General features: G+C 59.5%; 19 protein-coding genes. 13 read left to right on the top strand and 6 right to left on the bottom strand.

Features of this window, described 5'->3' with window-relative positions; genetic code table 11:
- The first annotated feature begins 1 nt into the window (after nt 1).
- The 8 genes from argE (at nt 2) to ACN0Q0_RS02355 (ending at nt 7,601) form a co-directional block, all read left to right on the top strand.
- Complete coding sequence (argE, locus tag ACN0Q0_RS02390) at nt 2-1,162, top strand: acetylornithine deacetylase (RefSeq protein WP_417241749.1); 1,161 nt, start codon at nt 2-4, stop codon at nt 1,160-1,162.
- The gene (locus tag ACN0Q0_RS02385) at nt 1,152-1,838 is read left to right on the top strand and encodes a GntR family transcriptional regulator (RefSeq protein ID WP_417241748.1); all 687 of its coding nucleotides are present in this window, start codon (nt 1,152-1,154) and stop codon (nt 1,836-1,838) included. The genes argE and ACN0Q0_RS02385 overlap by 11 nt, the downstream gene beginning before the upstream one ends.
- A 67-nt stretch (nt 1,839-1,905) precedes the next feature.
- Nucleotides 1,906-3,270, top strand: a complete 1,365-nt coding sequence (locus tag ACN0Q0_RS02380) for a PLP-dependent aminotransferase family protein (RefSeq protein ID WP_417241747.1) — start codon at nt 1,906-1,908, stop codon at nt 3,268-3,270.
- Between the two features lie 230 nt (nt 3,271-3,500).
- The gene (dctP, locus tag ACN0Q0_RS02375) at nt 3,501-4,478 is read left to right on the top strand and encodes a TRAP transporter substrate-binding protein DctP (protein WP_417241971.1); all 978 of its coding nucleotides are present in this window, start codon (nt 3,501-3,503) and stop codon (nt 4,476-4,478) included.
- 196 nt (nt 4,479-4,674) lie between these two features.
- Complete coding sequence (locus ACN0Q0_RS02370; RefSeq protein WP_417241970.1) at nt 4,675-5,271, top strand: TRAP transporter small permease; 597 nt, start codon at nt 4,675-4,677, stop codon at nt 5,269-5,271.
- A gap of 3 nt (nt 5,272-5,274) precedes the next feature.
- Complete coding sequence (locus tag ACN0Q0_RS02365) at nt 5,275-6,561, top strand: TRAP transporter large permease (protein ID WP_417241746.1); 1,287 nt, start codon at nt 5,275-5,277, stop codon at nt 6,559-6,561.
- Between the two features lie 12 nt (nt 6,562-6,573).
- Nucleotides 6,574-7,017, top strand: a complete 444-nt coding sequence (locus ACN0Q0_RS02360) for a universal stress protein (protein WP_417241745.1) — start codon at nt 6,574-6,576, stop codon at nt 7,015-7,017.
- A gap of 89 nt (nt 7,018-7,106) precedes the next feature.
- Nucleotides 7,107-7,601: a GNAT family N-acetyltransferase gene (locus tag ACN0Q0_RS02355; protein ID WP_417241744.1), complete on the top strand. Its 495-nt coding sequence runs from the start codon at nt 7,107-7,109 to the stop codon at nt 7,599-7,601.
- 62 nt (nt 7,602-7,663) lie between these two features.
- Here ACN0Q0_RS02355 and ACN0Q0_RS02350 read toward each other — a convergent pair whose 3' ends face one another.
- Complete coding sequence (locus tag ACN0Q0_RS02350) at nt 7,664-8,896, bottom strand: urate hydroxylase PuuD (RefSeq protein WP_417241743.1); 1,233 nt, start codon at nt 8,894-8,896, stop codon at nt 7,664-7,666.
- A 100-nt stretch (nt 8,897-8,996) separates the two neighbouring features.
- Between ACN0Q0_RS02350 and ACN0Q0_RS02345 the strand changes: the two genes are divergently transcribed.
- Entirely contained in the window at nt 8,997-9,929 is a 933-nt protein-coding gene (locus tag ACN0Q0_RS02345) for a LysR family transcriptional regulator (RefSeq protein ID WP_417241742.1), read from the top strand.
- Here the strand turns inward: ACN0Q0_RS02345 and uraH are convergent.
- Nucleotides 9,914-10,267 carry a hydroxyisourate hydrolase gene (gene uraH / locus ACN0Q0_RS02340; protein WP_417241741.1) on the bottom strand — a complete coding sequence of 118 codons (354 nt, stop codon included), beginning with the start codon at nt 10,265-10,267 and terminating at the stop codon, nt 9,914-9,916. The two genes, ACN0Q0_RS02345 and uraH, sit on opposite strands and share 16 nt — an antisense overlap.
- Before the next feature lie 172 nt (nt 10,268-10,439).
- Here uraH and puuE point away from each other — a divergent pair, with 172 nt between their 5' ends.
- From puuE to ACN0Q0_RS02325, 3 genes are read left to right on the top strand one after another with little or no spacing between them, the layout of a single operon-like run.
- The gene (puuE, locus tag ACN0Q0_RS02335; RefSeq protein ID WP_417241740.1) at nt 10,440-11,852 is read left to right on the top strand and encodes an allantoinase PuuE; all 1,413 of its coding nucleotides are present in this window, start codon (nt 10,440-10,442) and stop codon (nt 11,850-11,852) included.
- On the top strand, nt 11,849-12,340 hold the full coding sequence (locus tag ACN0Q0_RS02330; protein WP_417241739.1) for an ureidoglycolate lyase: 492 nt from the start codon (nt 11,849-11,851) through the stop codon (nt 12,338-12,340). Before puuE ends, ACN0Q0_RS02330 begins: the two co-directional genes overlap by 4 nt.
- A 60-nt stretch (nt 12,341-12,400) precedes the next feature.
- Nucleotides 12,401-13,822 (top strand): uracil-xanthine permease family protein, encoded by a 1,422-nt coding sequence (locus tag ACN0Q0_RS02325; RefSeq protein WP_417241738.1) that lies wholly within the window; start codon nt 12,401-12,403, stop codon nt 13,820-13,822.
- Nucleotides 13,823-13,893: 71 nt separating this feature from the next.
- On the opposite strand, the gene ACN0Q0_RS02320 is transcribed toward ACN0Q0_RS02325, so the two are convergent.
- Both ACN0Q0_RS02320 and ACN0Q0_RS02315 read right to left on the bottom strand, forming a co-directional pair.
- A complete protein-coding gene (locus ACN0Q0_RS02320) occupies nt 13,894-14,721 on the bottom strand; it encodes a bifunctional allantoicase/(S)-ureidoglycine aminohydrolase (RefSeq protein WP_417241737.1) in 828 nt (275 codons plus the stop codon).
- A 70-nt stretch (nt 14,722-14,791) separates the two neighbouring features.
- On the bottom strand, nt 14,792-16,957 hold the full coding sequence (locus tag ACN0Q0_RS02315) for a malate synthase G (protein ID WP_417241736.1): 2,166 nt from the start codon (nt 16,955-16,957) through the stop codon (nt 14,792-14,794).
- A 671-nt stretch (nt 16,958-17,628) separates the two neighbouring features.
- Here ACN0Q0_RS02315 and ACN0Q0_RS02310 point away from each other — a divergent pair.
- Nucleotides 17,629-18,291 (top strand): sugar transferase, encoded by a 663-nt coding sequence (locus tag ACN0Q0_RS02310; RefSeq protein ID WP_417241735.1) that lies wholly within the window; start codon nt 17,629-17,631, stop codon nt 18,289-18,291.
- 97 nt (nt 18,292-18,388) lie between these two features.
- Here ACN0Q0_RS02310 and uxuA read toward each other — a convergent pair whose 3' ends face one another.
- Together uxuA and ACN0Q0_RS02300 are read right to left on the bottom strand one after the other, a co-directional pair.
- On the bottom strand, nt 18,389-19,582 hold the full coding sequence (gene uxuA, locus ACN0Q0_RS02305; RefSeq protein ID WP_417241734.1) for a mannonate dehydratase: 1,194 nt from the start codon (nt 19,580-19,582) through the stop codon (nt 18,389-18,391).
- Between the two features lie 188 nt (nt 19,583-19,770).
- Complete coding sequence (locus tag ACN0Q0_RS02300) at nt 19,771-20,244, bottom strand: Lrp/AsnC family transcriptional regulator (protein WP_417241733.1); 474 nt, start codon at nt 20,242-20,244, stop codon at nt 19,771-19,773.
- Nucleotides 20,245-20,303: the final 59 nt, after the last annotated feature.

The following is a 20,303-nucleotide window of genomic DNA, read 5'->3' as shown; positions in this document are numbered from 1 at the left end:
CATGTCCGGTCTTGCGCGGTGCCGCGCTATTCTGGGGGATTTGATTGCCTTTCCGACCGTGTCCTCACAGAGCAATCTGGGCGCGATCAGCTATATTGCCGAACGGTTGGAGGCGGCGGGGGCGCGGGTTGAGGTGTTGTCGGATCACAGCGGGCAAAAGGCCAATCTGTTCGCGACCCTCGGGCCGGAGCGCCCGGGCGGGTTGGTCCTGTCGGGTCATACGGATGTGGTGCCGGTCAAGGATCAACCGTGGAGCAGCGATCCGTTTGCGATGGTGGAGCGTGACGGGCGGCTTTACGGGCGCGGGACCTGCGATATGAAAGGGTTCATTGCCACCTGTCTGGCCAAGGTCGATGTGCTCGAACGGGCGGCCGCGACCCGTCCGGTCCATTTTGCCTTTACCCATGACGAGGAGGTCGGATGCCTCGGTGCGCGTGATCTGGTCGAGGTGTTGCGCGGACGCGAGGTGCGCCCCGCCATGGTGCTGATTGGCGAGCCGACCGAAATGCGGGTGGTCGAGGGCCACAAGGGGTGTTGCGAATACACGGTGACGTTCACGGGCGCGGAGGGGCATGGATCGACGCCGGAAAAGGGCGTGAATGCGGTGGAGTATGCGGCGCGGTATATCAACCGGCTGTTGGAGTTGCGCCGCGCCCTGATCGCGCGGTGTCCTGACGGATCGCGGTTTGAGCCGCCCTATACAACGATCAACGTCGGCGGGTTGAGTGGTGGTTATGCCCATAATGTGATTGCGGGCAAGGCGGTGTTGGAGTGGGAAATGCGGCCCGTGGGCGCGGCGGATCAGGCCTTTGTTCTGGGTGAGATGGCCCGTTATGTGGCCGATGATCTGTTGCCGGACATGCGGGCGGTGGCGCAACAGGCCGGAATTTCAACACAGGTGATCGGCGAGGTGGCGGGGCTTGAACCGATGGATGACAATGCCGCCCGTGATCTTGTGTTTCGCCTGACGGGGGCAAACAGGGCGGGGGTTGTTCCGTTCGGCACAGAGGCGGGATTGTTTCAACAGATCGGCATGGCTACAGTGATTTGTGGTCCGGGCTCGATTGATCAGGCCCACAAGCCCGATGAGTATATCGCACTCGAGCAGTTGCGTCAGTCGATGGCGATGTTGGAGCGGTTGGGAGAGGTCTATGGTGGATGACGATACGGTGATGAGCACAAACGACGGCCCCCTGACGGCACGCGACCGGTTCGACAAGATCCACGATGATATCCGCAGCCGGATTTGCCTGTTGGACTATCCCCCCGGAATGAAATTGTCCGAGGTGGAACTGGCCGAGGAGTTCGGGATTTCGCGCACGCCCCTGCGCCGCGTTCTGGCGCGTCTTGAGGATGAGGGGCTTGTGCGCTCCGTGCATGGGGTCGGCACGATTGTCACGGATATCGAGATGGAGGAACTGGCGCAGGTCTACCGGTTGCGCAAGGAGCTTGTGCTGTTGCAGACCTCGCTCGATGTGGTGGCGCCCGATGCGGCCTATATCGCGCGTGTCGAGGCGCTTTTGGCCCGCGCACAGGCGCTCGAGACCGCCCCCTCCGCCACGGCGTTTTCGACGCTCGACCGCGATATGTTCCTGACCTTGCTGGAATTGACCGCCAATGCGCCGCTGCGCACCCTGTCGAAGCGGCTGTATTTTCGCACCGCGCGGATCTGGCTGCAGCAGGTGACGGCCTCAAAGATCGACCTGATGCAGGAGATTGCGGTCTATGCCCGCGAGGCGCACGATATTCTCGAGGCGCTCAAGCTTGGCGATCTCGATGCGGTGGGGCATATGCGGCGCGGGCATATTTCGCTCAGTTTCGCGCGTATGATCAAATGATGTCCCCATGGGGCGGACCGCGCCGTGGTCTGGACAAACCTGTGTGCGCGGGGTTTGGTGTTGCACCATGTCACATTGGCCCCTGACCCCCGACGATATCACCCGTCCTGCCTATCGCAGTCTCGCCAAAGCGATTGCGGCGGCTATCAGTGCGGGCAATTTGCGTACCGGCGACCGTCTGCCCACGCACCGCCAACTGGCGTGGGAACTGGATGTGTCGGTGCAAACCGTGAGCCGCGCCTATGAGGAGCTGATCCGTGCCGACCTTGTGGTCGGTGAGGTCGGGCGGGGGACATTCGTCAACTCCTTGCAGCCCGACACCCTCGAGACCCCGTGGCACAGCACCGCCGCCACGCTGCCGCGGTTTGATCTCTCGATTATGACGCCTGTGGCCTTGCCGGAGGTGGATCGGGCATGGGCGCAAACCCTGTCGGACATTTCGGGCGATTTGGGGCCGGACATCACTTACGAATTGCGTCCCGAAATCATCGCCGAGCGCTATGCCGACATGGCAACGGGATGGTTGGCACGGTGCGGGCTTGTGGTGGGAACGCGCCGCGTATTGATCACCAACGGGATGACACCCGCGATGTTTGTCGCGCTGTCTTCGGCGTTGGTCCCCGGGGACATCATTGCCACCGAGGCCCTGACAACCCACACCCTGATGCAGGCGGCGCGGCTATTGAACCTGCAACTGCAAGGGATTGCCTGTGATGAGCGCGGCATGATCCCCGAGGCACTCGCGGCGGCGGTCGAGGAGGCCGCGGGTCAGATGAAAGCCGTGTTTCTCATGCCGGCAGGGGCCGGTCCCAATCCGCGCGTCATGGACAGGACGCGCCGCGATGCATTGGCGAAAGTGGCGCTTGAGACCGGTTTGACGGTGTTGGAAAGCGACCCGCTCGGTCCCTTGCCCGCGCGGCGGGTCGCGCCGGTTTCAAGCATTGTCCCGCGACAGGGGTTCTATTTCACAGGGCTGACCAAATGCCTCTCGCCGGGTCTGCGGCTCGGGTTTCTGGTGATGCCCGAGGGCCTGTTCGAACATGTCACCAACCGCCACTTGTCGACATCGTGGATGGTGACGCCGCTGATTGCGGAAATTGCGCGCCACTGGATCGAAAGCGGGACGGCGGACAGGGTTTTGGCGGTGCACCGCATTGAACTGGCCGCCCGCAACCGCCTCGCGCAGTCCATTCTGGGGCCGCAGTGCGAGGGGGGTCTGCACAATCTGCACCGTTGGCTGCACCTGCCGCCACAGGTGGATGAGGACACATTTATCAGCCGCGCGTCGGAGCAAAGTGTCGCCGTGGCGGCGGGATCGGGCTTTGCTGTGACGGATCACCGCCCTGCGGTGCGGGTGTGTTTGGGGGCCGGAGGGCGGCGAGATCTGGAGCGTGCGCTGCGTACTCTCGCTCAGGTTGTGCCTATAATTTAGCCCCAAGCCCCCGTTCGGGGCGTCTCTACATGCCTCAAATTGTCATGGTTCAATATAAGCATTGACTTGCATTGCTCAGCCCCAGAGGTTTCGGGTGAGCCGCGTTCGCACGCAATTGCAAAGTTGTGCGGCATAAAAACAAGCCCGCTGTCGCCGTGTGATGGCGGTGTCGGGCATGACAAAAGAGGATACGTTCAATGACATATCAAAAGATTTTCGCCTCCAGTGCTATGGCCTTGCTGCTTGGGACCGCAAGCGTTTCGGCCGATACGTGGCGCTATGCGTTCGAGGAGGCAATGGACGAAGTCCAGGGCAAATTCGCCCAGAAATTCAAGGCCGAGATCGAAGCCAATTCCGATCACGAGATTCAGCTTTTCCCGTTCGGAACGCTCGGTGAATCCGACAGCATTATGGAGCAAACCCAGTCGGGGATCCTGCAATTCGTCGATCAGTCTCCGGGCTTTACCGGCGCGTTGATCCCCGAAGCACAGGTGTTCTTTGTTCCGTATCTGTTGCCACAGGACACGGCGACACTGGCGACGTTCTTTGAGGAGTCAAAGGCGATCAACGAGATGTTCCCGCCGCTTTACGCCGAGCAGGGTCTGGAGCTTTTGACCATGTTCCCCGAGGGCGAGGTGATGATGACCACCACGCAGCCGGTCACGGGGCCTGACGATCTCGACGAGGTGAAGTTCCGCGTGATGACCAACCCGCTGTTGGTCGAAAGCTACAAGGCCTTCGGTGCCACACCGACACCGCTGCCGTGGGGCGAGGTCTACGGTGCGCTGCAAACGGGCATCATTCAGGGTCAGGAAAATCCGGGTTTCTACATCGAGTCGACCAAAATGTACGAGGTGACAGACCACATCACCCGCACGGGTCACAACAACTTCACGACCGCCGTGATGGCGAACAAAGATTTCTTTGATGGTCTGTCGGCGGAAGATCAGGCCCTGGTCAACAACGCGATCGATGCGGCGTTTGACTATATCATCGAGTATCAGGAGGGCCTGACCGAGGCGTCACTGGAAAAGGTGATGGCGGCCAAACCGTCCATGACCATCACCACATTGACCGAGGAGCAACGCGCCCCGTTCAAGGCGACAGCGGATTCGGTTGAGGCGGAGTTCCTCGAGATCGGTGGGGATCAGGCCGGTGCCATTCTTGATCAACTCAAGGCCGATCTGGCTGCGGCTGCGGCGCAATAAAGAAACGCATCGCCGGAGCGCAGAGCGCATAATCTGTGCTCCGGTCGCTGATACGGAAAGGGTCGGGCCGTCGTTACGCATGGCGTGACCGTTTTCCCAAAAATGATAATACAGGGATGAGCTCGTGACGTCTGACAATCTCGTGACACCTGACAATGAGGACGCCCGGACGGGGGATCCTGATCTCTTGGCTCCACTGGCAGCCTCGCCCATTGACGAAGATATCGACGATTCCAGTTATGTCTCCGGTCTGCCCGGCTTTCTCGGCGTGATCGACGGCGCAATTGCGCGGATCGAGGCGGTGCTTCTGGCGCTTGGTGTGTTGTTGATGGCATTCAACACCATGGCCAATGTGGTCGGACGGTTTGTGTTCGGGCAAAGCCTGTTCTTTTCCGAAGAGGTCAATCGCGCGTTGATCGTGTTGATCACCTTTGCGGGGATTTCCTATGCCGCGCGCCATGGGCGTCATATCCGCATGTCGGCCTTTTTCGATGCGCTCAACCCGCCGATGCGCAAGGCGTTGATGGTGGTGATCGCCGTGGTGACCTCGGCGACGATGTTTATGTTGGCGTGGTATGCGGTCGATTATGTGATGGCACAGGCATCGCGTGGGCGCCTCTTGCCGGCGCTGCAGGTTCCCGTGTGGTGGATCATCGTCTGGGCGCCGCTCGGTTTTTTCCTGACGGGGCTGCAGTACGCGCTCACCGCGATCAAGAACTGTATCGACAAGGATATCTGGCTGTCGACCAGTACCATGGAAGGCTATTCCAACGATGATGCGGAGGAGGTCTAGACCATGACACTTGCAATTTTCGGCACGATGATTGTGCTTCTCCTGCTCGGCTTTCCGATGATGATCCCGCTGATCGCAGGGTCGCTGATCGGGTTTGTCACCCTGTTTCAGGGCTTCGGGCAACTTGATACAATGGTGCAGCAAATCCTTGGTGGCATCCAACCGGCAAGTCTGATTGCCGTGCCGATGTTTATCTTTGCCGCCGACATTATGACGCGCGGGCAATCAGCCACGCGGCTCATTGATCTGGTGATGACCTTTGTCGGCCATATCAAGGGCGGGCTTGCGGTCACTACCGCCACGGCCTGTACGTTGTTCGGTGCGGTGTCCGGCTCGACACAAGCCACGGTGGTGGCTGTCGGCGGACCACTGCGCCCGCGCATGATCAAGGCGGGGTACAAGGACAGTTTTGTTCTGGCGCTCATCGTCAATGCCTCCGACATCGCCTTTCTGATCCCGCCGTCCATCGGCATGATTATTTACGGTGTGGTTTCTGGCACCTCGATTTCCGAACTGTTCATCGCGGGGATCGGGCCGGGTCTTTTGATCCTCGTGTTGTTCTCGATCTATTCCTACATCTACGCCGTGCGCAACAATGTCCCGACCGAACCCAAGGCCACATGGGCCGCGCGTGGCCGTGCCGTTCAGCGCGCGCTTTGGCCGCTCGGTTTTCCGGTGATCATTGTCGGCGGTATCTACGGCGGCATCTTTTCCCCGACCGAGGCGGCGGCGGCCTGTGTGCTGTATGCGCTTTTGCTCGAAATGGGCATCTTTCGGGAAATGAGCGCCAAGCAGCTCTATGCCACGGCCAAATCGACGGGGCTGATCACGGCGGTGGTCTTTATCCTCGTGGGGGCAGGGGCGGCGTTTTCCTATGTCATCAGTTTTGCGCAAATCCCGCAGCAGGTGTTGGGCAGCATCGGTATCAACGAAATGGGGCCGTATGGCGTGCTGTTCACCATCTCGGTCGCCTTTTTCGTCGGCTGTATGTTTGTGGATCCGATTGTGGTGATCCTGATCTTTGTGCCGATCTTTGCGCCTGTGGTGCAATCCGTCGGGTTGGATCCGGTTCTGGTCGGGACGATCATCACGCTTCAGGTTGCAATCGGCAGCGCCACGCCGCCGTTCGGATGTGATATTTTCACGGCGATTGCGGTGTTCAAACGGCCCTATGCCGAGGTTATCAAAGGCACGCCGCCGTTCATTTTCATGCTTTTGTCGGTCTCGGTTCTGTTGATCTTCTTTCCACAGATTGCGCTTTTCTTGCGTGATATCGCCTTTGGCAAGTAAGGAGCCATGCCCATGTTCAAGAAAATCCTCGTGGCCCATGACGGCTCTAACGGTGCGGATGCGGCGCTCGAACAGGCTGCGGGTCTGTGCAAGTTGACGGAGGCCGAACTGGTCGTCCTGACGGTCTACCGCCACCACTCGATCCTTGAGGCGTCCATCTCGATGGTGCGCGGCAACGGGGAAAAGTCGGGGAACCTTGACGATGCGATGAAATCCGCGGCCCGTGAAGTGGGCGAGCATTCAAAGGCGTTGGTCCGGACGTTAGGGGTGTCAAAGGTTCAGGCCTTTATCAAGGGCGGGCCTGCGGCACGAACGATCGTGTCGTTTGCCAAGGAAAAAGGGTGCGACCTGATCGTGATCGGGTCGCGTGGCGTCGGGGCCGCCGAGGGCTATATGCTCGGCTCGGTCAGCCACAAAGTGACAAGCATCGCGCAAATCCCCGTTCTCGTGGTGTGACCGGGGCCAATACGAGAGCGGGCGAGGGGCAATGTGTGCCGCGCCGCGCATGCCATGCCAAGCGCCTGACAGTGTGCTAAGCTGCGCGTATGACCACGCCAGACATATATGATTTCCGCCCTGTGACGTTGGATGATCTCGGGTTGCTGCGCGGGTGGCTTTGCCAACCGCATGTGCGGGACTGGTGGGACGCGGGTGCGCCCTATGATCAGGAAAAACTAAACGACCCGCGTGTGTCGCGGTGGATCGTTTCGGCGCAGGGCCGCCCGTTTGCATTCATGCAGGACTACACGGTGCATGGGTGGGGCGATCATCATTTTGCCGCACTGCCCACGGGGTCGCGGGGCATCGACCAATATATTGCAGACCCCGCGATGATCGGCATCGGGCATGGGTCCGCGTTCATCGCGGCCCGCATGAAAACCCTGTTTGACGCAGGTGCGCCCGTGATTGCGACCGACCCGCACCCTGAGAATGCGCGCGCGATTGCGGTCTACAAAAAACTGGGGTTTGAGCCGTTCGGGGCGCCGCAGGACACGCCGTGGGGGGTGATCCTGCCGATGTGGGCGCGGCGGGAGGTGTGACCTGTCACGCCATGTCGGGTGCGCCGTGCGGGCGACTTTGGCCCGTCTGAATGCCGGTTGGTTTAGTTGTCTTTGGCGGCGCGGACCCATGCGACGATGGTGTCGCGGGCCTCGTCATCCATGTCGATTGCATTGGGGGGCGGCATGGCGCGGCTGAGACCCGCGTGCAAAAGCACCTGATCGGCGTGGCGGGCAACATCGCTTTCGGTTTCCAGAAAGACGCCCTTGGGCGCCCATCTCAACCCGTCCCATGACGGCTCGCGGGCATGGCACATCGAACAGTTGCCGACGATGGTGTCATAGGCGTCCTCGAACCCCTCGGCGGAGGCGAACTGTTGCTCATAGGGTGTCAGGTCGCGGGCCTCGGCCTCCTCATAGGTTTCGCCGGTCGAGGCGGTCGACAGCCATGCGATGATGATGAACAAAATGACGGTGACGGCCCATGTCCAGTTTGGCCCCTTGCCGGTTTTGTGCAGCGTGTTGAAATAGTGACGGATGGTGACGCCCGTCAAGAACACGAGACTGGCGATGATCCACGCGAAGTCGGTGCCAAAGGCCAGCGGGTAGTGGTTGCTGAGCATCAGGAAGATCACGGGTAGGGTGAGGTAGTTGTTATGGGTGGAGCGCAGTTTGGCGATCCTGCCGTATTTGGCGTCGGGGGTCCGCCCCTCTTTGAGGTCTTTCACAACGATGCGTTGGTTCGGCATGATGATGAAAAACACGTTGGCCGTCATGATCGTCGCCGTAAACGCACCAAGGTGAAGCAGGGCGGCGCGGCCTGTGAAGATCTGGTTGTAGCCCCATGACATCACAACGAGCATGACGAACAGCAGCAACATCAACAGTGTCGGTGTCTCGCCCAGTTTCGATTTGCACAAAAAGTCGTAGATGATCCACCCGATGGTGAGAGAGCCGCCGGAGATCAGGATGCCTTGCCACAGCGCGATGTCGGCCTTGGTCGGGTCGAGCAGGAACAACTCGCCGCCCATCCAGTAGACGATCATCAACAGGGCCGCGCCCGACAGCCATGTTGTGTAGCTTTCCCATTTGAACCAGATGACGTCATCGGGCATGCGCGGGGGGGCGATGTTGTATTTTTGAACAAAATAGAACCCGCCGCCGTGGACCTGCCATTCTTCGCCCGAGACACCCTTGCGGCGATCGCTCGACGGGCGCAGGCCGAGGTCGAGTGCGATGAAATAGAACGATGCACCGATCCAGGCCATTGCGGTGACGACGTGCAGCCACCGCACCGCAAACGCGATCCAGTCCCAGATAATTGCCAATTCAAACATGGATGTCTCCCAAAGACGAAATACTCAAACCACTCTAGGTTAATTTCAAGTGTTCAGGTATTGTCTGTAAATACCAAGCAGCATCAAAAAAAGCCGAATAATGTCCTACCTCGATAACATCCGCACGTTTGTGCGAGTCTATGAATTAGGCAGTATGTCCGCCGCAGGGCGCGATTTGCGTATTTCCCCGGCGGTGACCTCGTCGCGGATTTCACAGCTCGAGGTGCATCTGAGTGTGCGGCTGTTCCAACGCACCACCCGTAGTCTGACGCCGACCGAGCATGGCAAGGCCTTTTACGGCGGGGCCTGTGAAATCCTCGAGGCGGTGGAAAACGCCGAGGCACAGGTGGTGAATATCACAGAGAACCCCAAAGGTCCACTTTATGTCGCGGCCCCGCTCGGGGTCGGGCGCCGCCTGATCGCGCCGCTGATCCGCGAATTTCTGAACACCTATCCGGAGGTCAACATCCGGCTGCGATTGACCGACCGCAAGGTGGATCTGACCACCGAGGGTCTTGATCTGGCGTTCTTTCTTGGCCAGCCGGAGGATAGCAACCTGCGCATTCGCAAGATCGCGGATATCGAGCGCATTCTATGTGCCTCACCCGCCTATATCGAGGCGCATGGAAACCCTGCTACGGGGGCGGAACTCATTGCGGACAAGCATGAGTGTTTGAACCTGCGGTTCCCCGGGGCGACCGAATTCCAATGGCGGCTGATCACCGACGAAGGGCCGAAGCGGTTTCGTGTGGGCGGACGCTACGAGTCCGATGACGGGGACGTGCTGACCGATTGGGCGCTTGCGGGAAATGGTATCGCGATGAAACCGATCTTTGAGGTTCTCGACCACCTCAAAGAGGGGCGGCTCATTCCTGTGGCCACGAAAACGCCACCTGAACCGATCCAGATGGCGTGTCTCTATACACATCGAAGACGCCAAGACCCTAAAACGCGGCTCTTTATGGAGTTCGTGATCGAGCGGATCAGCGAAGCGGTGCGCAACAGTTCATTGACGGCTCAACTGCCGCGATAGGTCGAATAGCCGAACGGCGAGAGCAAGAGCGGGACGTGGTAATGCGACGCCTCGGACATGCCGAACCGCAGCGCAATGACGTCCAAGAACCGTGGCTCTTCGGGCGGGATGCCAATCGCGTCAAGATACGCACCTGCGTGGAACACCAATTCGTAGACGCCGACCTCAAATTCAGCGGCGGGTAAAATTTGCTCATCCGTGCGCCCGTCGGCATTGGTGACAAGTGAGGTGATCTGTGTGCGGGTGTCGCCGTCCACCTTGTACAGGTCGATTTTCAACCCGCTCGCAGGGCATCCCCGCGCCGTATCAAGCACGTGTGTCGTTAAGTATCCGGACATAGATTGCCTCTCCTTTGAGGTTTGCGCGATGAGAGTTGAGAGTCGCATAATAATAGGCAGACTGCACGGCAATGCGCAAAAAGCGCGAAGCAAAAGGCTCCTTATAATTTTTTTTGATAATAGAATAAATTATTTGGTTTACTGATGTAGCAATCTTGAGAGGAAACATCCTGTGTACCGCTACCCCCGCGATATGACCGGCTATGGCGCGACGCCTCCGGCTGCAAACTGGCCGAATGGCGCAAAGATCGCCGTTCAAATCGTCCTCAACTACGAAGAGGGCGGTGAAAACAACATTCTGCATGGCGATGCCGCCTCCGAGGCGTTCCTGTCCGAGATCACCGGCGCACAGCCATGGGCCGGTCAGCGCCACTGGAATATGGAATCGATTTATGAATACGGGGCGCGCGCAGGGTTCTGGCGTGTGCACCGGTTGCTCGGGGATCTCCCCGTGACCGTTTATGGTGTCGCCACCGCGCTTGCCCGTGCGCCCGAACAGGTGGCCGCGATGATTGCGTCCGGTTGGGAAATCGCCAGTCACGGTCTGAAATGGGTCGAGCACAAAGACATGCCCGAGGACGAAGAGCGCGCCCAGATTGCCGAGGCGATCCGTCTCCATACCGAGGTTGTCGGCACCCCGCCACGCGGGTGGTATACGGGCCGCTGTTCCAACAATACCGTGCGCCTGACGGCGGAGACGGGTCAGTTTGCCTATGTCGCGGACAGCTACGCCGATGATGTGCCGTACTGGATGCAGTTTGGCGATGTGGACCAGTTGATTGTGCCTTACACGATGGATTGTAACGACATGCGGTTCGCCATTCAGGCGGGTTATACCACCGGTGATCAATTCGAATCCTACCTCAAAGACAGCTTTGATATGCTCTATGCCGAGGGCGAAAGCGGTCAGCCGAAGATGTTGTCCATCGGTTTGCATTGCCGTCTGATCGGTCGCCCCGGGCGTGCGGCGGCCTTGGCGCGTGTGTTGGACTATTTCAAATCCCATGACGGTGTCTGGTTCGCCACCCGTCTCGAGATTGCCGAACATTGGGCCAAAGAGCACCCGCCTGTGCGAACAGTGCGCCCGTCGGAGATGGACCGCGCGACCTTTGTGGCGGAATTCGGCGGCGTGTTCGAGCATAGCCCGTGGATTGCCGAGGGTGCATATGCGGGCGAGCTTGGCCCGAGCCACGACACCGCTGCGGGCGTTCATAGTGCGCTTGCGCGGGTGTTTCGCGCCGCCACCGGGGAACAGCGTCTCGGGGTTTTGAACGCGCACCCCGATCTGGCCGGAAAACTCGCCGCGGCCAAGCGTCTGACGGCGGAGTCGACCGCCGAGCAAGCCGCCGTGGGGCTTGATGCCCTGACCGATGCAGAGCGCGAAACGTTCACGCGGCTCAACGATGCCTATACCGCGAAATTCGGGTTCCCGTTCATCATCGCGGTGCGTGACAACACCAAGGCCACGATCATGGAGGCGTTTCAGCGCCGTATCGACAATGACCGCGAGACCGAGTTCGCACAGGCCTGCAAACAGGTGGAGCGGATCGCGCAATTGCGCCTGATTGAAAAGATGTCCCGATGAGCACCACGATCCGCCTTGAACCCCTGACTGCCGAGGCGTTTGCGCCCTTTGGCGATGTGTTGGACACCTCCGGTGCGCCGGACAAAATGATCAATGCGGGGCTGTGCGGGCGCTACCACGACCGTGCAACGCTTGATTTCTCGGATGGCAAGGCGGGCATCAGCCTGTTCGATGCCCAGGTGCGCACCTTGCCGCTGACCCTCGATATGATGGAGCGTCACCCCGAGGGCAGTCAGGCGTTTTTGCCAATGAGCCACACATCCTTTGTCGTGATCGTCGCCCCCGATGCGGGCGGCAAACCCGGGCAACCGCGTGCCTTTGTGACCACTGCGGGTCAGGGGATCAACTTTCACCGTGGCACATGGCACGGGGTTTTGACGCCCATCCATGCGCCCGGATTATTTGCTGTTGTTGACCGGATCGGGTCCGGCGCAAATCTGGACGAGTACTGGTTTGACACACCTTTTACGATTGGAGGCACGACCTAATACGACGCACACGCCAAATCCGCCACAAAGACGGAATGGCAAACTCAGGAGAGGGACACAATGACTGACACTTCAATAGGGACGCCGGAGCAACTGCGCGATCCGAATTATACACCACCTATGATCAAGGCTGTGCCATTGGGCATTCAACACGTTCTGGCGATGTTCGTCTCCAACGTGACCCCCGCGATCATCGTGTGCGGGGCGGCCGGTTTCGGTTTCGGATCAAACAGCCCCGATTTTCCACAAATGATTTACATGATCCAGATGTCGATGTTCTTTGCGGGCATCGCAACCTTGTTCCAGACCATCGGGTTCGGTCCCGTTGGGGCGCGGCTTCCGATCGTGCAGGGGACATCCTTTGCGTTCATTCCGATCATGATCCCGCTTGTCGCGGGCAAGGGCGTTGATGCGATTGCCGTGTTGATGGGCGGTATTCTGGTGGGGGGGCTGTTCCATGCCATGCTCGGCCTGTTCATCGGCAAAATCCGTTTTGCGCTCCCGCCTTTGGTGACCGGATTGGTGGTCACAATGATCGGTCTGGCCCTTGTAAAGGTCGGCATTCAATATGCTGCGGGGGGTGTGCCGGCGATTGGTACGCCTGAATACGGATCCGGTGTGAACTGGCTGATGGCGGGGACCGTGATCCTTGTCACCTTGGGGTTGAAATTCTTTGCGCGCGGCATGTTGTCCGTCTCCGCGGTTCTGATCGGTCTTTTGGTCGGGTATGCCGTGGCGTTCATGTTGGGTCAGGTCAATCTTGGCAACATCGGTCGCGCGGCAAGCTTTGCCCTGCCCAACCCGCTGCATTTCGGTCTCGAATTCTCGGTCGCTGCGATCATCGGGTTTTGCGCGATGTCGTTTGTGTCTGCGGTTGAAACCGTGGGGGATGTTTCCGGCATCACCAAAGGGGGCGCAGGCCGCGAAGCCACGGACAAGGAGATTCAGGGCGCCACATTCGCAGACGGATTTGGCACCGCGGTTTCGGGTCTGTTCGGTGCGCTGCCAAACACCTCGTTCAGCCAGAACGTTGGCCTGATCGCGATGACGGGCGTTATGAGCCGTGGGGTTGTGACCATTGGTGCGATTTTCCTGATTGTCTGTGGTTTGATCCCGAAAGTGGGCGCAATCATCTCGTCGATCCCGATCGAGGTTCTCGGCGGGGGGGTGATTGTGATGTTCGGCATGGTTGTCGCGGCGGGGATTTCGATGCTCTCCGATGTGCTGTGGAACCGCCGCAACATGGTGATCTTTGCGATTTCCCTGTCACTGGGTCTGGGGCTGCAACTGGAGCCTGATGCGCTGCAATACTTGCCCGGCACGCTGAAAATCCTCGCCACAAGCGGCATTCTACCGGCGGCTGTAATCGCGATTGTTCTCAACCTGATTTTGCCCGAAGAGCTGTCGGACGAAGCGACCGAAGAGGTTTCGGGTGGGATGTCCGGTCACGGCGAAGGATCGCTTGGCTCCAAAGCCAAATAATCCGGTGCAATTGGCAAAACGAAAGGCCCGGTCGCGAGACCGGGCCTTTTTTGATGTGCTGTGTGCCGAGGTTATGAAAAGGGACGCAATTTCATGTGGCGATTGACGTCTTTGTATAGCAGGTAGCGGAACTGCCCCGGGCCACCCGAGTAGCAGGCTTGCGGGCAGAACGCGCGCAGCCACATGTAGTCGCCCGCCTCGACCTCGACCCAGTCGTTGTTCAAACGGTAGACGGCCTTGCCCTCCAGAACGTACAGGCCATGTTCCATGACATGGGTTTCCAAAAACGGAATGACCGCGCCCGGTTCAAAGGTCACAACCGTGACATGCATATCGTGACGCAGGTCGGCCGGATCGACAAAGCGTGTCGTCGCCCACTTGCCATCGGTATCGGGCATCACGGTCGGCGCGATATCGTTTTCGTTGGTGATGATGACGTCGGGCATGTCCAGACCGTCGACCGCCTCATAGGCTTTGCGGATCCAGTGAAAGCGCAACATCGCATCGGTTTTGTTGTGCAGCGTCCAGTTGGTGCCCGGCGGCAGGTAGGCATAGCCGCCCTCATCCAGAAGGTGCTCGTGGCCGTCCACCGTCAGTGTCGCTTGCCCCTCGACCACGAACAACACGCCTTGGGCAGCGGGGTCCAGTTCGGGGCGCTCTGAGCCGCCCTGTGGCGAGACTTCCATGATGTATTGCGAAAAGGTTTCGGCAAAACCGCTCAGCGGGCGTGACAGCACCCAAAGGCGTGTCTTGTCCCAAAACGGCAGAAAGCTTGTCACGATGTCGCGCATCGTTCCCTTGGGAATGACGGCATAGGCATCGGTGAAAATGGCGCGGTCCGTCAGAAGTTGGGTCTGGCTCGGATGCCCCCCCGTCGGGGCGTAATACTTGGGTGACATAGTGGCTCCTAATCGCTCAAACTATGGGGCGTGCGTGAAGGCGGGCGGGGACAGGCCCCGCCCGAAGGGCTTAACGGGCTTTGAGTTCAAGCCGGCGTGCGTGCAAAACCGGTTCTGTGTAGCCGGAGGGCTGTTCGCGTCCTTTGAACACCAGATCACAGGCGGCCCGGAACGCGATCCCGTCCAATGCAGGGGCCATCGGTGTGTAGCGCGGGTCGGTCTTGTTCTGACGGTCCACCACCACGGCCATCTTTTTCATGATTTCCATCACCTCGTCGGTCGAGGCGATGTCGTGGTGGAGCCAGTTGGCAATGTGTTGCGCCGAAATGCGACAGGTTGCGCGGTCTTCCATCAGGCCGACATCGTTGATGTCCGGCACCTTGGAACAGCCGACGCCCTGATTGATCCACCGCACCACATAGCCAAGGATGCCCTGCGCGTTGTTTTCAATTTCGCGGGAGATCTGGTCTTTGGTCCAGCGGCGGTATTGCGCCACGGGAATATCAAGCACGGCATCGACGTGGGCGCGACGCCCCCCCTTGGCCAGTTTGGCCTGAACCGCAAAGACGTCGATCTGGTGATAGTGCAGCGCGTGCAGCGTGGCCGCCGTGGGGCTTGGCACCCATGCACAGTTGGCGCCCGCTTTGGGGTGGTCGATTTTCGAGCTGAGCATATCCGCCATCTTGTCGGGAACGGCCCACATGCCCTTGCCGATCTGTGCCTTGCCCGACAGGCCGCATTCCAGACCGATATCGACGTTCTGGTCCTCGTAGGCGGAAATCCATCCCTTGCGCTTGATGAAATCCTTGCGGCTGAACGGTCCGGCCTCCATCGAGGTGTGGATCTCGTCGCCGGTGCGATCGAGAAAACCGGTGTTGATAAAGGCAACGCGGGATTTGGCGGCGCGGATGCATTCCTTGAGGTTCACACTGGTGCGGCGTTCCTCGTCCATGATCCCGAGTTTGACGGTGTATTGCGGCAGGCCAAGTGTGCGCTCGACATGGGAGAAAATCTGATCGGCAAAGGCGACCTCTTCGGGGCCGTGCATCTTTGGCTTGACGACATAGACCGACCCGTGGGTCGAATTGCGCATGCCGTCCGATTTCCTGAGGTCGTGCATGGCGATCAGGGTCGTGACCATTGCGTCCATCAGCCCCTCGAAAATCTCGCCCCCGTCCCGATCCAGAATCGCGGGGTTGGTCATCAGGTGACCGACGTTGCGCACCAACAAAAGTGCGCGCCCCTTGACCGTCATCGCGGTCCCGTCACGACCGGTGTAGGTGTGGTCGGCGTTCAATGCGCGGGTGACGGATTTGCCGCCCTTTTCAAAGGTTTCGGATAAATCGCCCTTCATCAGGCCCAACCAGTTGCGATAGGCGACGATCTTGTCCTCGGCATCGACGCAGGCCACGGAGTCCTCGCAATCGATGATGGCCGACACGGCGGATTCAAGGCGGACATCGGCGAGGCCGGAGGGCGTGGTTTTGCCAATCGGATGGGTGCGGTCGAACACCAGTTCAACGTGAAGCCCGTGGTTGCACAGCGCCACAGAGGATGGGTCGGACGCGTCGCCCGTGTAGCCCTCGAACTTGTCGGGATCGACCAACGGATAACCGTCCACCAACAGCGCGCCGCCCTCGACGGTGTATTGTGTGGCCTTGCCGTGGCTCGTGCCGGTGATGGCAAAGGCCTCGTCCAGAAACACGCCTGCGCGGGCGACAACGCGGGCCCCGCGCCCCGTGTCAAACGGGCCTGTGGCGGGTGGCAACGACCCCATTGCATCGGTGCCGTAGAGCCCGTCATACAGGCTGCCCCAACGGGCATTGGCGGCGTTCAGGACAAAGCGGGCATTTGTAATAGGCACGACCAGTTGCGGCCCCGCGATTGTTGCGATTTCGGGATCGACGTTTGCCGTCTCGATGGAGAAATCATCGCCCTCGGGGAGAAGATATCCGATCTCGGTCAGGAAGGCTTTGTAGGCGTCTTCGTCATGTGCCGTGCCGCGCCGTGCGATATGCCACGCGTCGATCTGCGTTTGGATTGCCGCGCGTTTTTCAAGCAAGCTGCGGTTGGTGCCGCCAAATTCATGCGCCAATGTCGACAGGCCGGACCAAAAGACATCAGCGTCCACACCCGTGTCAGGGAGGGCTTCGGTCTCGATGAAGCGTGCCAGATCAGCGTCGACCTGCAAGCCGTGGCGGATCTCGAGGTGGGGAGGAGTGCTGTCACTGGGCATGGATATCTCTCACATTCTTGGTGTCATCATTTCACACGTGTCATCCGTTGGATGGCGACAGTGCATGAGCGGTGGTTGCCTTACGACATAGCATTGTGCGGGACGCCACGTCATGCGCCATTCGGCGGAATCAGCCTGTCGTGGTGAGGAAAGAGTTTCAAGAAAATCAAAACAATTGCGGCTGCTCTGTCGTGAAATGCGTAAAGATAAAGAAAGAATGAACAATTTTACATCTATTTATCCGCGGGCCATGCCCCCTGTGCGCCACGGGGCGGTTTGGGGTCTTTTGCGCGACGCTGTCTTTCCTGCGTTGCTCTGTTGTTTTCGATTTTTGTAACGAAACGAGAGGCTTCCTCGCGTGGCGTGGATGTTTGCGGCCTGTGGCGCTGTTGCGGTTACAGATTGCGCCATTTGCACAGGTGCGCGCATGGGGCGGGCGAATTGCCGGCCACAGGCCGCGCGGCCAATGGTCAAAGGGGGTTCGCGTGTATCTCAAAGAAACAGACGTGGACTTCGATAGTGAAAATGGCTATTTGTTGGGCAAGTACGCGGTTTTCGCCGCTATCGGTTGCATTATTGTGTGCATGCCTGTGCCGCGGTTTGTTTTTGTTTTGACTATGGTTGTGTTGAATTAGGCTAGGGCTGTTATTTTTTTCTTCATTGGGGGGCCAATGGCTTATTTGGGCGACACTGTTTCGAGACGACGCACGCGACTGCCTTCGATTTACCGATCGGGCGGAAAGCGTGTCTTTGACCTTTTGTTTGTTTTGGTTGCAGCGCCAATTGTTTTTCCGCTTGTTCTGGTTTTTGCACTGATTATCCGGCGCGATGGCGGGCCTGCGTTTTTCAAACAGTCGCGCGTCGGCAAAAACGGTAAATTGTTCTCCTGTTTGAAGCTGAGAACAATGGCCGTAGATGCGGATAAACGTTTGGCTGATTTATGTGCGGCTGACCCTGATATTGCGGCAGAATGGACCGCGTTCCAAAAGCTGGCCAATGATCCGCGTATCACGCGGTTCGGCAAATTCCTTCGGGCGACGTCACTGGATGAATTGCCGCAGTTCTGGAATATTCTGGTGGGGGACATGAGCCTGATCGGCCCACGCCCGTTTATGCCAGAACAGGAAGCCTTGTATTCCGACAGCCGCTCCGCCGCCTATTTCAAGTTGCGCCCCGGCGTGTCCGGTGCGTGGCAAGTGTCCTCGCGCAATGCCTCGACATTCGCCGAGCGGTTCGAGTTTGACGAAGAGTACTATGCAAACCTGAGCTTTGCCGGTGACATCAAGACCGTGTTGAAAACGGTTGTTGTTGTGCTGCGCCATCAGGGCAGCTGAGGGGGCGACGCCCCAAACAGATGCCCCGACCCAACAAGAACGGCGCCCCCCCCCGCAAAGGAGGAGGCGCCGTTTTTCGTGTGATAAGGGGGGCGGGTCAGGCGTAGGTGACGTTCGCGTCGCGCAGTGCGGCGATGATCCCGCGCATTTCGGCCAAACCGCGCATCCGCCCGATCAACGGATATCCCGGATGTGTGCCGGCGCCGATGTCCGACAGCAACTCATGGCCGTGGTCGGGGCGCCACGGCAGGTTGGTATCGCTGCGGCCGACCTCTTTGCGCCGTGCCTCTTCCGCCAGAAGGGCGGCGATGAGGGCGACCATATCGGTGTCCCCCTCAAGGTGCGCGGCCTCCTCGAACGATCCATCGGGATCTTTGCGCACATTGCGCAGGTGGACGAAATGAATGCGCTCGGCAAAACGGCGGGCGATGGCGGGGACGTCATTGGCGGGGTTCGCGCCGAGCGATCCCGCGCAAAGCGTCAGCCCGTTTTCCACCGCGTCCTGTTGGTCGAACACCCACGCGATGTCGTCGGCGCAGGACACCACACGTGGCAAGCCGAAGATGTCGCGCGGCGGGTCATCGGGGTGTACGCAAAATGACATGCCGAGGTCTTGGGCCGCGGGGATGACTTCCGCCAGAAAGCGGGCGTAGTTGGCACGGATATCGTCGCGCCCGATCCCGTCATAAAGGGTCAGGGCCTGTTTCAGGGCGGGGACATCGTAGCGGTCATAGGCACCGGGGAGGCCCGCCATCACGGCGTTGATCAAGGCCTCGCGATCATCCTCGGTCGAGGCGTCGAACCACGCTTTGGCCCGTGTCTGAATGTCGGTGCTGAAATCGGCCTCGGCCCCGTCGCGTTCCAACATATGCAGTTCGAGTGCCGCAATCTGTGCCTGATCGAACCGGAGGCTCGTGCCGCCGTTGGGCAACGGGTTGGCCAATGCGGTACGGGTCCAGTCGATCAGTGGCATAAAGTTGTAGCAAATGGTCGTCACGCCCTCTGCGGCGAGGTTGGCCATGCTTTGGCGGTAGGTCGCAAAGAGGCCGGACAGGTCGCCGTCGCCACGTTTGATCCGCTCGTGGATCGGGAGGCTTTCGACCACGTTCCACATTTGCCCGTGACCTGCCTCGGCGATCAGTGATTTGCGCGCCGCGATGGCGGAGCGCGACCAGACCTCGCCATACGGAATTTCGTGCAGGGACGTGACAATGCCGCCCGCACCCGTTTGTGCGATCTGCGACAGGGCGATTTTGTCCAATGGCCCGTACCAGCGCCAGCTTTCTTGCATTCGAAGTCTCCGTGTAAAAAGGCACCGTGCCGCGGTGATGTGAGTGACGTGGCAGGGCGCACCGTGTAGAGGCCACTGTATCACGCGCTGATCCGCACTTCTAGTATGTTAGTTGGAGATTTTAACTTTGCCGGCGACTTTTCGTTGCGCGGGACAGGGGCGGCGTGCGGCCATATATGACGCGCGGCCTAGATCGTCGAAATCGGCGGATTGGTCTGTTCGACTACGGTCTCCATCGCCACATAGGTCGAGGTCGACACCACATGGGGCAGGGCCGAAATACGTTGGCCCATCACGGCGCGATAGGCCTCGATATTGGTTGTGCGCACTTTGAGAAGATAATCGTATCCCCCCGCAATCATGTGGCATTCCGCGATTTCGGGGACCAGTTTGGCCGCGGCGTTGAACTCGCGCAGGGACTTTTCACGGGTGTCGGCCAGCTTCACCTCGACAAAGGCCACATGGCTCAACCCGAGCTGTGTGGTGGAGAGAACGGCGCGGTATCCGGTAATGATGCCATCGTCCTCCAACCGCTTGATTCGCGCGGCGACGGGGGTCTTTGACAGGCCCACCCGCGCACTGAGTTGCGTGATCGGCATCCGTGCATCGGTCGTCAACAGGTCGAGAATCTTACGGTCAAAGGTATCAAGCGCGGTTTTCATGTGGACTGCCTTTTGGCTAAAAAATGGTCAACCTGACTACAAACCCTACATCAATAGGG

It is taken from the genome of Celeribacter sp., from assembly GCF_048259695.1.
Lineage (GTDB): Bacteria > Pseudomonadota > Alphaproteobacteria > Rhodobacterales > Rhodobacteraceae > Celeribacter.
This window is presented reverse-complemented; position numbering and strand designations above follow the sequence as displayed.